We start from the raw sequence: 11343 nt of genomic DNA on the forward strand, positions 1-11343 counted from the left end.
AGGACAACCATGACCGCTTCCCCGCGCCGTATCCTCGTCACCGGAGGAGCCTCCGGGCTCGGCCGCGGCATCGCCACCGCCTTCCGCGCCGCCGGGGATGATGTGTTCATCGGCGACGTGGACGAAGGCGCCGCGGCAGCCGTCGCCGCCGAGATCGGCGCCACCGCCCTCCCCCTCGACATCGGCGACGAAGCGTCGGTGCTGGCGGCGGCCGAACGGCTCCGCGAGGCCGGCGGACTCGACGTCCTCGTCAACAACGCCGGCGTCGTCGCCGGCGGGGGAACGCTCCAGGAGGTCGCGGTCGACGCGGTCGATGCGGCCCTGCGGGTCAACGTCCGCGGCACGTTCCTCATGCTGCGGGTCTTCGGCGGGCTGCTCGCCACGGCCGGCCACGGGGCCATCGTCAACATCTCCTCGATCGGCGCCCGGCAGCCCACTCCCGGCCTCGGGCACTACGAGGCCACGAAGGCCGCGGTCGACGCGCTCACCCGGACGGCGGCCATCGAGCTCGCCGGCTCCGGGGTGCGGGTCAACGCCGTCGCCCCCGGCCCCGTGCTCACGCCCCTGACCGCCGGATTCGCCTCGGACCCCGATGCCCGCGCCGCGTGGGAGTCGCGCATCCCGCTCGGCACCATCGCCGAGGTCGACCAGGTCACCCCGCTCGTGCTGTTCCTCGCGAGCGAGGCCGCCAGCCACATCACCGGGGTCTCGGTCCCCGTCGACGGCGGCCAGCTCCTCGTCTGATCCCGCCCCCTCCGTGGGGATCGATTCCGCCCCTTCCGAGCACCGCGGAGGACCGTCTTCGATCCCGCCACCCGCCCCGCGACTGGAGAACCATGACCCTCCCCACCACCACCCGCGCCGCGGTGCTCACCGCGCACGGCGAGCCGCTCACGCTGCAGGACCTCCCGCTGCCCGCCGAGATCGAACCCGGCGCCGCCCTCGTCCGCATCGCCTGCACCACGCTGTGCGGCACGGACATCGAGATCTGGGAGGGGAAGATGTCGTTCCCCGGCATGCTGCCCATGGTCCTCGGCCACGAGATGGTCGGTGAGATCGTGGCCACCGGACCCGACACCCGCGACGCGCTCGGCCGCCCGCTCTCCCCTGGCGACCGGATCGGCTGGTCGGAGTCCACCTGCGGCGAGTGCCACGGGTGCGTCGTGCTGCGGGAACCGGTCGCCTGCTCCCGCCGCGGCTACGGCTTCCTCCAGCGCGCCGACGTGCCGCCGTTCGCGACGGCCGGGCTCTCCGAGTACGCGTACGTGACCCCGGGTGCCGCCAAGCTCCTGCTCCCGGCGGCGGTGAAGGACACCTGGGCCTCCATGGCGGGCTGCGCCGCGAAGACCGTCCTCCGCGCGTTCGAGCGGGCCGGCCGCATCCGCCCCGGCTCCCGCGTGGTGGTGCAGGGCTCCGGCGCCCTCGGCATCTTCGCCACGGCAGTCGCGAAGATCGCGGGTGCCGGGCAGGTCATCACCGTCGGCGCTCCCGCGGCCCGTCTGGAGCTCGCCGCCCGCTTCGGCGCCGACGCCGTCGTGGACTTCCGCGACGGACCCGTCGTCGACCAGGTCCTGGCGCTGACCGGAGACCAGGGGGCGGACCACGTGTTCGACTTCGCGGGCGCCCCGAGCGTCGGGCCGGACGCGGTCGGCATGGCCGCCCAGCGCGGCACCGTCGCGATCGTCGGCTCGACCGGCCCCGCCGGAGACGGCTTCGCCCTCAGCACGATCATGGGCAAGGAGCTCACGGTGGTCGGCTCGCTCAACGGCGACATCTCCGACTACGCCCGCGCGATCGACTTCTTCACGGCCTTCGCCGACCGCTTCCCGTGGGACGACCTGTTCAGCGCCCCGGTCGGACTCGCCGACGCCTCCGCGAAGATCGCCCACATGCACCACCTCGATGAGGTCAAGGCCGTCATCGACCCGAGCCTCTGAGGAGCATCATGACCACTCCCCTCCCCCTTCGCGAGATCGGCCGCAGCGGCCTGCATGCCTCCCTGTTCTCGCTGGGCTCGTGGCACACCTACGACCGCATGGACTTCGCCGACGCGGTCGCACTCCTGCGCGAGGCCACCGACCGTGGCGTGAACCTCTTCGATGTGGGCGTGTACTCCGCACCCGGCGCCCCGCCCGTCTTCACCGACGTGATCTTCTCGGCGATGGTGCGTGCGGCGGAGCTGCGCCGAGAGGAGTGGCTGCTGTCGTCGAAGCTCTGGCTGGAGGCCTTCGGCGCCGACGGCTTCCGCCCGCAGCTCGAGAACGCCCTGATGCGGGTGGGCACCGAGCACGCCGATCTCGTGATCCTCGGCGACCTGCGCCGCGACGACCTCGAGCTGCGCGACCTCGTGCTCGACCTCGCCGCCCTCACCGACGCCGGCCTCATCCGCGCGTGGGGCGTGAACAACTGGTCGGCGGGGAGCATCCAGGCCCTGATCGACCTCGCCGCCGCGGAAGGCGTGCCCGGCCCGCAGATCGCGCAGCTCAAGTACAGCGTCTCGCGGCGGGCGATCCCGGACGGCGAGCCGTTCGCGCGCCTGTGGGAGCAGGGCCTCACGCTCCAGGCCTCGGACTGCCTGGAGGGCGGGATCCTCGCCGGGACGGTGAACGGCGACCGGCAGATCGGGCGCGACCCGGGCGGCATCCGCGAACGGATCATCGCCGACGTCCCTGCGTTCACCGCGGTCGCGGAGGACCTCGGCGTGACCCCGGCCCAGCTCGGCATCGCCTTCACCCTCACCCACCCCGCCCTGACGACGACCCTGTTCGGCGCCTCCCGCGTCGCGCAGCTGCGGGCGAACCTCGATGCGGCCGCCCTCGTCGACCGCATCGGCGCCGCCGAGCTGCGCCGTCTCGTCGAGCCCTTCTGGGCCGACCGCGGGGTCGTCGACCCCGAAGGCCCCTGACGCCGTCCCACCCGAGGAGAACCATGACCATTCCTGTCCCCTTCGATCCCGACGTGCAGGCCGTGCTCGACGAGATCGCGAAGAACCCGCAGCCCGCCCTCACCCGTGAGACGCTGCCGCGCGACGGCGTCGACCGGATGTTCCCGGACAACGACACCGTGATCGCCGGCCGGGACATCACCTGGGAGGACCGCGTCATCCCCGGCCCGCCCGGAGCCCCGGACATCGAGGTCACGATCTTCCGCCCCGCGGGGTCTGAGACCTCGACGCTCCCTGGCTTCGTGAACATCCACGGCGGCGGCATGATCGTCGGTCACCGCTCGTGGGAGACGGCGCGAGTCGTCGACATCGTCGCGGAGCACGGCGTCGTGGCCGTGAACGTCGAGTACCGCCTCGCGCCGGAGGACCCGTACCCCGCGGGCGTGGAGGACTGCTACGCGGCCTTCATATGGACGCACGCCCACGCCGCGGAGTTCGGGATCGACCCCGCGCGCATCATCGTGGGCGGAGGAAGCGCGGGCGGCGGTCTCACCGCGGCCGTGGCCCTGCTGGCGCGCGATCGGCGGGGCCCCGTCATGGCCGGACAACTGCTGCTGTGCCCCATGATCGACAACACCAACACCACGGTCGCCAGTCGGCAGTACGACGGCATCGGCACCTGGCAGCGCGACATGAACCTCCTCGCCTGGTCGTGCGTCCTCGGCGAGGAGCTCGCGTTCAGCACCGAGGCCCCGGCCTACGCCGCGCCGAGCCGCGCGACGGACGTCTCCGGCCTCCCGCCCGCCTACATCGAGGTCGGCGAGGCGGAGATGTTCCGCGACGAGGACACCGCGTACGCCCTCCGCATCTGGGAGACCGGCGGACAGGCCGAACTGCACGTGTGGGGCGGCGGCGCCCACGGCTTCGACATGTACATGCCGGAGGCCGAGATCACCCGTGCCGCCCTCGCCGCGCGCGCCTCCTGGCTGCGACGGATCTGGCGGGCCGCCGCATGAGCACGCCGGAGCCGGTGCCCTACGACCCGGATCTCGTCGCCGGGCTCGACGCCTTCGTCGACCTCGTCGAGGTCATCCCGCTGCGCGCGGACACGATCCACGCCAACCGCGACCACTTCGCCACGATCATCCCGCCGATGGCCGTGCAGGCGGAGGGTCGCGCCGTGACCTGGGAGGACCGGGTCATCCCCGGCCCCGTCGGGGCTCCGGACCTCGAGATCACCGTCGTGCGCCCGGCGCAGGCGCCCACGGACCCGGCACCGGCGGTGCTGTCGATCCACGGCGGCGGCATGGTGCTCGGCACGCGCTTCTTCGGCACCGCCGAGCTCATCGACCTCGCCGAGCGGCACGGCGTCGTCGGCGTCGCGGTCGAGTACCGCCTCGCCCCCGAGCACCCCGGACCGGCGCAGGCGGAGGACTGCTACGCGGCCCTGGAGTGGATGGTCGCCCACGCCGACGAGCTCGGCATCGACACCTCCCGCATCATCGCCTCCGGGCAGAGCGCCGGCGGCGGGCTCTCGGCGGCGGTCGCGCTGCTCTCCCGCGACCGCGGCGGGCCCCGGCTGGCCGGGCAGCTCCTCGGCTGCCCGATGCTCGACGACCGCAACGAGACCCCGTCGAGTCGCCAGTACGACGGCTTCGGCGCCTGGGACCGGAACAACAACGACACCGCGTGGGACGCGATCGCCGGAGTCGACCGGTTCACCGATCGCGTGTCGCCGTACACGGCACCGGCCCGGGCCACGGATCTGTCGGGACTCGCTCCGGCGTTCATCGAGGTGGGCGCCGCGGAGACCTTCCGCGATGAGGCCGTCGCCTACGCGTCGCGGATCTGGGCCACGGGCGGGCAGGCCGAACTGCATGTCTGGGCGGGCGGCTACCACGGCTTCTCCGGGTTCTCCCCCGATGCCGAGGTCTCCCTGGCCGCGGTGGCCGCGCGGGAGAGCTGGCTGCGCCGCGTGCTGCGCCTGGGCGGATGAGTCTCCCGGCGCGCGGTGAGCCCGCGCGGATGGGCACGCTGCGGGCGATGCTGGTGCTCGGCATGCTGGAAGCCTTCGGTCCGCTGTCGATGGACCTCTACCTCCCGCAGCTTCCCCAGCTCGCGGCGTCGCTCGGCACGACCGAGGCCCTGGCGCAGGTGACGATGTCGGCGTGCATGATCGGCCTCGGCCTGGGGCAGCTCGTGGCCGGTCCCCTCAGCGACCGGCTGGGCAGGCGGCTGCCACTGCTGGTCGGGGTCGCGGCGTTCGCGGTGCTCTCCGCGGTGTGCGCCGTCGCCCCGACCATCGAGGTGCTGCTCGTCGCCCGCTTCCTGCAGGGGCTGGCGGGGTCGGCGGGCATCGTGATCTGCCTGGCGATCGCCCGCGACCAGTTCGAGGGGGTCGAGCTCTCCCGCATGCTCTCGCTGCTGTTCCTCGTCTCGGGCACCGCGCCGATCATCGCGCCGGTGGTGGGCGGTCAGCTCGCCCGCATCATGGACTGGCGCGGCATCTTCGGGGTGCTGGCCGGGATCGGCGTCATCCTGCTGCTCGTGGTCGTCTTCCTCCTGCCGGAGACGCTGCGACCGGAGGCGCGCCACGGCGGAGGCCTCGGCGTGCTGCGTTCCCATGCCGGCGCCGTGCTGGGCGACCGGCTCTTCGCCGCGGTGCTGTGCGCCTCCGCCGGTGCGGGCGTGGCGTTCTTCACCTACCTCTCGATGTCGTCGTTCGTCCTGCAGGACGAGTTCGGCCTCAGCCCGCAGAGCTTCAGCCTCGCCTTCGCCGCCGGCGCCCTCGCGAGCATCGTCGGCAGTCAGTCGAGCCGCCTGGTCGTGCGCCGCTTCGGCCCCCTCCGCGTCTACCTCGGCGGGGTCACGGCGACGCTCGTCGCGACCGCGACCTTCCTCGTCCTGGCACTCAGCGGGACGGGGGTGGCGGGCGTGGTGACGGCACTCGTCGGGTTCATGCTGTGCGCGGGCCTCGGCGGCCCGAACGGCCAGACACTCGCCCTCGCGCATCACGGCGCCAGGGCGGGGACGGCGTCCGCCCTGCTCGGCATGTCGTCGTTCCTGTTCGGCCCCGTGCTCGCCCCGGTCGCCGCCGGGATCGGGGGTACGAACGCGGTCACGATGGCAGTCACCATGACCCTCGCCGCCGCCGTCGCGGCGATCGCCGCCTGGGCCTTCGTCCGCCCCGCCGCGCGGGAGTGAGGTCGGGCGTCGCACCGCACGGTCAGCCCGCGATGCTCATCGCGACGACCCCGACCGCCATCGCCCAGGACTCCACCGCGAGCAGCCGGGCGGTGCGCCCCCGATGCCCCGTCGGACGCAAGGCCGCGGCGAGCGTCCACCCGACGACGGCGAGGGTGCCGAGCACGATGAGCGCACCGAGCGCACCACCGAGGCTGTGTCCCGCGTGTCCCGCCGACGCCACGCCCTGACCGCCCGATCCGGCGGCACCGTGGAAGGCGTAGACCGCCATCACGAGCGCACCGAGTGCGCGGTGGCAGCAGCTGGCCGCCGATGCCGCCCCGCGGACGCCCATCGTGCCGATCATCCCGGACACGAGCGTCAGGGCACCGAGCAGCAGCGCACCCAGCGCTCCCGTGCCACCGGTCGCCATCAGCAGCATCCCCGCCGCCATCACCACCGCGGCCTGTCGCCCCTGCCACGGCACAGCGCGCCGCGCGGCGAGGCACGCGCCGGCCGACACGAGCGCCGCCGCCGCCATCAGCCACGATGCTGCCGGGAGCAGAAAGTCCACAGCCGAAGTATATTGATCGATCGCTCAAAAAAGCGAGACCCGTCGCGATGCGACACAATGAGCACGTGCCCCGCATCGTCGACCATGATGAGCGTCGCCGTCAGATCGCCGACGCGCTGCTCATCGTCGCCGCCAGGGACGGTCATGAGAGCGTGTCCTCGCGGGCGGTCGCGAAGGAGCTCGGCGTCGCGACCGGCTCCCTATGGCACTATTTCGACGGCTTCGACGACGTCGTCCGCGCCGCGGCGGCCGAGGTCACCCGCCGCACCGACGAGCGCATCGCCGCCGCGACGGACGGGCTCCGCGGCCTCGCCCGCCTGCGGGCCCTGATGGGCGAGGTGCTCCCCGTCGACGAGCGCACCCGCACCGAGGCACATGTGGTCGTCGGCTTCTGGGGGCGCCTGGCCACCCTCGCCCCGACTCCTGACGCCGGAGCGCCGACCCTCGCGACGTGGCAGGACAGCATCCGGGAGGCCCTGGACGAGGCGACGACCGACGGCGAGCTGCGCCCCGACACCCCCACCGGCGACCTCCTCGCGCTCCTGCGCTCGATCACCTACGGCCAGCAGGTCGTCGAGGTCACCGAGCCGCAGACGCCGGCGGCGCACTTCGCGGTCCTCGACAGTATCCTCGCCCCCTGGCGACGCTGACCTCGACGTCGCCCACACGCCGCGGTTGTGCACCCATGCATGCCGTCGTATCATCGTGCCAACCCGTTTCTTGAGCGTTCGCTCGAAAATAGTGAGGTCAACGATGTCCCCGCACTCCCCCCAACCCGTCTCCCTCGAGCCCATCGCCGCTCCGCATCCGCTCGATCCGCTCACCGGCGCCGAGATCGCCGCCGCCCGCGCGGTGCTCGACGCCGCCGGTCTGCTGACGGCGACCACCCGCGTGCCGATGCTGCTCCCCGACGAAGCCACGAAGGAGGAGCTCGCGGCCTGGCGCCCCGGCTCCCCCATCGACCGCCGGGTCGATGTGACGCTGCTCGACACGGCCACCGGCGTCGCGACCGAGGTGATCGTCTCGATCACCCGCGGCGAGGTCGTTCGCAAGGAGCGGGTGCCCAACGACGCCCCGCCCTACGGCCAGCCGCAGTACCTCTTCGAGGAGTACGAGCGGGCCGAGGCCATCGCCAAGGCATCGCCCGAGTGGCAGGCCGCCATGCGCCGCCGCGGCCTGGCGGACCACATGGCCCTCGCCTTCTGCTCCCCCCTGGCCCCGGGTTACACGGGTCGGGCCGACGAGGTGGGCCGCCGCGTGATCCGGTCCCTCACCTTCCTCCGGTACGACGAGCAGGACTCGCCGTGGGCGCACCCCGTCGAGGGGCTGATCGTGCACATCGACCTCACCACGGACAGCGTGATCCGCGTCGAGGACGAGGGCGACGTGCCGGTCCCGGCCGGACACGGCAACTACTACCCGGAGGTGCAGGGCGCGGCACGGACGACGCTGAAGCCCATCGAGATCACCCAGCCGGAGGGGCCGAGCTTCGGCGTCTCCGGATCGCTCGTCGAGTGGGAGGGCTGGTCGATGCGCGTGGGCTTCAACGCCCGCGAAGGCCTCGTGCTGCACGACGTGTCGTTCCAGGGGCGCTCCGTTCTGCACCGGGCGAGCGTGCCGGAGATGGTCGTGCCCTACGGCGACACCGCCCCCGGGCGCTTCTGGATCAGCTACTTCGACGCGGGCGAGTATCTCCTCGGCAAGAACGCCAACCACCTGGAACTCGGCTGCGACTGCCTCGGCGTGATCCGGTACCTCGACGGCTACGTCGCCGACGACCACGGCCACCCGGTGCGCATCCCCAACGTGATCTGCATGCACGAGGAGGACTACGGCATCCTCTGGAAGCACACCGACCTCTCCGGGCGCTCCGACGTGCGGCGCTCGCGGCGCTTCGTCGTCTCGTACTTCTCCACCATCGGCAACTACGACTACGGCTTCTACTGGAACTTCGGTCTGGACGGCTCGATCGAGGTCGTCGCCAAGGCCACGGGCATCGTGTTCGCCGGTGCCGGAGAGCCGGGCGTCCGCCAGAAGCACGCCACCGAACTCGCCCCCGGCGTCTTCGCCCCGGTCCACCAGCACCTGTTCTGCGCGCGCCTCGACGTGGCCATCGACGGCCAGGACAACCGCCTCGTGGAGGTCGACGCGCAGCGGGTGCCGATGGGGCCGGACAACCCGTTCGGCAACGCGTTCACCTGGTCGGAGACGGTGCTGGAGACCGAGCACGCCGCCCAGCGCGAGGCCGACACCTCCGCCGCCCGGGTGTGGGAGGTGCAGAGCGCCTCGCGGACGAACCACGTCGGTCGCCCGACCGCCTATCACCTGGTGCCGGAGCCGACCGCGCTCCTGATGGCCGACCCCGCGTCCTCCGTCGCGGCCCGTGCGGCCTTCGCCACCAAGCACCTCTGGGCGACCCGGTACGAGCACGGCCAGATCTGGCCGGCCGGGCGCTACCCCAACGCGCACCAGGGCGGCGCCGGCCTCCCGGAGTACACCGCCGACGACCGCCGGATCGACGGCGAGGACATGGTGCTGTGGCACACCTTCGGGCTCACGCACTTCCCCCGCCCGGAGGACTGGCCGATCATGCCCGTGGACTACGCGGGATTCTGGTTCAAGCCCTACGGCTTCCTCGACCAGAACCCGGCCATGGACGTGCCGGAGTCCTCCCAGGCGCACGGCGGCGCGGCGGCGACGGCCTCCTGCTGCGGCGGCGACTCCTGCGCCTGCGGCCACTGAGCACCCCGGGGCCGCTCCGCCTGGCGATCAGTAGCGGGCGGAGAAGGCCCCGTCGGCCTGGAGGAGCTGCCCGGAGATCCAGCGCCCCTCGTCCGAGACGAGGAACGAGACGACGGCGGCGATGTCGCCCGGAGTGCCGAGGCGCCCGAGCGGTGTCATCCCAGCGAGGCCGGCGCGCGTCTCGTCGTCCATCCATCCGGTGTCGATGGGGCCGGGGTTCAGGACGTTGGCGGAGATGCCGCGCGGACCGAGCTCGCGTGCGGCGGAGATGACCAGCCGGTCGAGCGCGCCCTTGGACGCCCCGTACGGCAGGTTCCCGGTGACATGATCGCTCGTGAGCGCCACGATGGCACCGCCGCCCTCGGCCTGCCGGGCGAAGGCCGCGATGAGGAGCAGGCTCGCCCGCGCGTTCACGGCGACGTGCCGGTCGAAGCTCTCCGCCGTGGTGTCGAGGATTCCGGACTCGACGTCGTGCGCGTGGCTGAGGACGAGCGCGGAGATCGGGCCGTGCGCTTCCGCGACCTCGGCGATCAGACGCTCCGGCCCGTCCGCGGTGGAGAGGTCGGCGGGGTGATCGGCATCGTCGAGGTCGCTGGTGACGACGGTCCAGCCGTCGGCACGGAGCCGCGGGACGATGCCGGCGGCGATGCTGTTGGCGCGCGCGGCGCCGGTGACGAGAGCGAGGGGCATGCCCTCACGCTAGCGGGCAGCCCGTCGCGGGTGCGAAAAGGTGCCCCGATGGCTCCCGTCCGAAGGCTTCCGCATCCCCCACCCCGGGGAGAGCGACGCCCGACTCAGGCGAGGGCGGCGATCGCGTCGCGGAGGATGCCGTCGGCGTCCGCGAGTGCGGCCGCGGCGGTCTCGGCGGACGCTCCGGTCGCGAGCAGGAGCAGAGCGAGCTTGACGGAACCGTCCGCGGCCTCCAGCGCGGCGGACGCGGCGTCGACGTCGACGCCCGCGAGCTGCGACACCGTGCGGATCGAGCGGGCGTGCAGCTTCTCGTTCGTCGCCAGCAGGTCGACCATGACCCCGCGGTACGTCTTGCCGAGCTTGATCATCGAGAGCGTCGTCAGCATGTTCACGACGAGCTTCTGCGCCGTGCCGGACTTCAGCCGCGTGGAGCCCGAGATGAACTCCGGCCCCGTGACGACCTCGATCGCGATCTCGGCCTCCGCGCCGATCGCCGACCCCGCGTTCGAGGCGATCGCCACCGTGAGCGCGCCGAGGCCGCGGGCGTACCTCAGCCCGCCGATGACATAGGGCGTGCGGCCGGATGCCGAGATCCCCACCACCGTGTCCAGGTCGGTGAGGTCCAGGTCGCGCAGAGCGAGGGCCGCGGCCTCGTCGTCGTCCTCCGCGTTCTCCACCGCCGAGCGGATGGCCGTCTCCCCGCCCGCGATGAGCCCCACGACCATCGACGGGTCGGTGCCGAAGGTGGGCGGGCACTCGCTCGCGTCCAGCACCCCGATGCGTCCGGCCGTGCCCGCGCCGATGTAGATGAGGCGACCGCCGCGCCGGAACCGCTCCGTGATGCCGTCCACCGCCGCCGCGATCTCCGCCGTGCGACCGGCCACGGCCTCGGGCACGCGCCGGTCCTCGGCGTTCATGCGCTCGACGAGCTCGGTCGTGCTCAGCAGGTCGAGGTCGCCGCGCTCGGTGGTGGAGGCCTCGGTGTCCAGGCCCGCGAGCTCGGCGAGGAGGGTGGTCAGACGGGAGTCATTCGGCACGGTGCACGAACCTTTCATGGGGGAGATCGAGGCGACGGGTCAGCAGCAGGGCCCCGTCCATGGCGCCGCCTCGCGCGGGGACGACGCGGTGGCCGCTCGCCTCCAGGGCACGGGTCAGGGCGGCGCGGAAGCCGTCGTGGTCGGTGAGGCCGCCGTGCAGCGCGACGTCCTCGGTCGCCCCGGCGGCCGCAGCGGTCGTCGCCGCGAGGAGCCGGACGGCCTCGTCGACGATC

General features: G+C 72.9%; 11 protein-coding genes and 1 pseudogene. 8 read left to right on the top strand and 4 right to left on the bottom strand.

Going from position 1 to position 11343, the window contains the following annotated elements; translation table 11 throughout:
- Positions 1 to 9: 9 nt before the first annotated feature.
- From DW296_RS01400 to DW296_RS01425, 6 genes are all read left to right on the top strand, one after another.
- Positions 10 to 744 (top strand): SDR family NAD(P)-dependent oxidoreductase, encoded by a 735-nt coding sequence (locus DW296_RS01400; protein WP_136050773.1) that lies wholly within the window; start codon positions 10 to 12, stop codon positions 742 to 744.
- A 92-nt stretch (positions 745 to 836) separates the two neighbouring features.
- A complete protein-coding gene (locus tag DW296_RS01405; protein WP_136050774.1) occupies positions 837 to 1937 on the top strand; it encodes a zinc-binding dehydrogenase in 1101 nt (366 codons plus the stop codon).
- Positions 1938 to 1945: 8 nt separating this feature from the next.
- Positions 1946 to 2905 carry an aldo/keto reductase gene (locus tag DW296_RS01410; protein WP_136050775.1) on the top strand — a complete coding sequence of 320 codons (960 nt, stop codon included), beginning with the start codon at positions 1946 to 1948 and terminating at the stop codon, positions 2903 to 2905.
- A gap of 23 nt (positions 2906 to 2928) precedes the next feature.
- Positions 2929 to 3900 (top strand): alpha/beta hydrolase, encoded by a 972-nt coding sequence (locus tag DW296_RS01415; RefSeq protein ID WP_136050776.1) that lies wholly within the window; start codon positions 2929 to 2931, stop codon positions 3898 to 3900.
- Positions 3897 to 4880, top strand: a complete 984-nt coding sequence (locus tag DW296_RS01420; protein ID WP_136050777.1) for an alpha/beta hydrolase — start codon at positions 3897 to 3899, stop codon at positions 4878 to 4880. Before DW296_RS01415 ends, DW296_RS01420 begins: the two co-directional genes overlap by 4 nt.
- On the top strand, positions 4877 to 6088 hold the full coding sequence (locus DW296_RS01425) for a multidrug effflux MFS transporter (RefSeq protein WP_240742949.1): 1212 nt from the start codon (positions 4877 to 4879) through the stop codon (positions 6086 to 6088). Before DW296_RS01420 ends, DW296_RS01425 begins: the two co-directional genes overlap by 4 nt.
- Positions 6089 to 6110: 22 nt before the next feature.
- On the opposite strand, the gene DW296_RS01430 is transcribed toward DW296_RS01425, so the two are convergent.
- A complete protein-coding gene (locus DW296_RS01430) occupies positions 6111 to 6641 on the bottom strand; it encodes a hypothetical protein (RefSeq protein ID WP_136050778.1) in 531 nt (176 codons plus the stop codon).
- 65 nt (positions 6642 to 6706) lie between these two features.
- Between DW296_RS01430 and DW296_RS01435 the strand changes: the two genes are divergently transcribed.
- Both DW296_RS01435 and DW296_RS01440 read left to right on the top strand, forming a co-directional pair.
- Positions 6707 to 7291, top strand: coding sequence for a TetR/AcrR family transcriptional regulator (locus tag DW296_RS01435; protein WP_136050779.1), 585 nt, complete (start codon positions 6707 to 6709; stop codon positions 7289 to 7291).
- A 103-nt stretch (positions 7292 to 7394) separates the two neighbouring features.
- On the top strand, positions 7395 to 9383 hold the full coding sequence (locus DW296_RS01440) for a primary-amine oxidase (protein WP_136050780.1): 1989 nt from the start codon (positions 7395 to 7397) through the stop codon (positions 9381 to 9383).
- A gap of 27 nt (positions 9384 to 9410) precedes the next feature.
- Here DW296_RS01440 and DW296_RS01445 read toward each other — a convergent pair whose 3' ends face one another.
- The 3 genes and pseudogenes from DW296_RS01445 to DW296_RS16370 all read right to left on the bottom strand — a co-directional run.
- Positions 9411 to 10073: an SDR family oxidoreductase gene (locus DW296_RS01445; RefSeq protein WP_136050781.1), complete on the bottom strand. Its 663-nt coding sequence runs from the start codon at positions 10071 to 10073 to the stop codon at positions 9411 to 9413.
- Positions 10074 to 10177: 104 nt separating this feature from the next.
- Positions 10178 to 11110, bottom strand: coding sequence for an N-acetylmuramic acid 6-phosphate etherase (gene murQ, locus DW296_RS01450; protein WP_136050782.1), 933 nt, complete (start codon positions 11108 to 11110; stop codon positions 10178 to 10180).
- Positions 11100 to 11343: pseudogene (locus DW296_RS16370) on the bottom strand (ATPase); the annotation flags it as partial. The pseudogene DW296_RS16370 and the gene murQ, both read right to left, overlap by 11 nt.

This window comes from Microbacterium sp. K36 (assembly GCF_004794355.1).
In the GTDB taxonomy this organism is placed as follows: Bacteria; Actinomycetota; Actinomycetes; order Actinomycetales; family Microbacteriaceae; genus Microbacterium; species Microbacterium paraoxydans_D.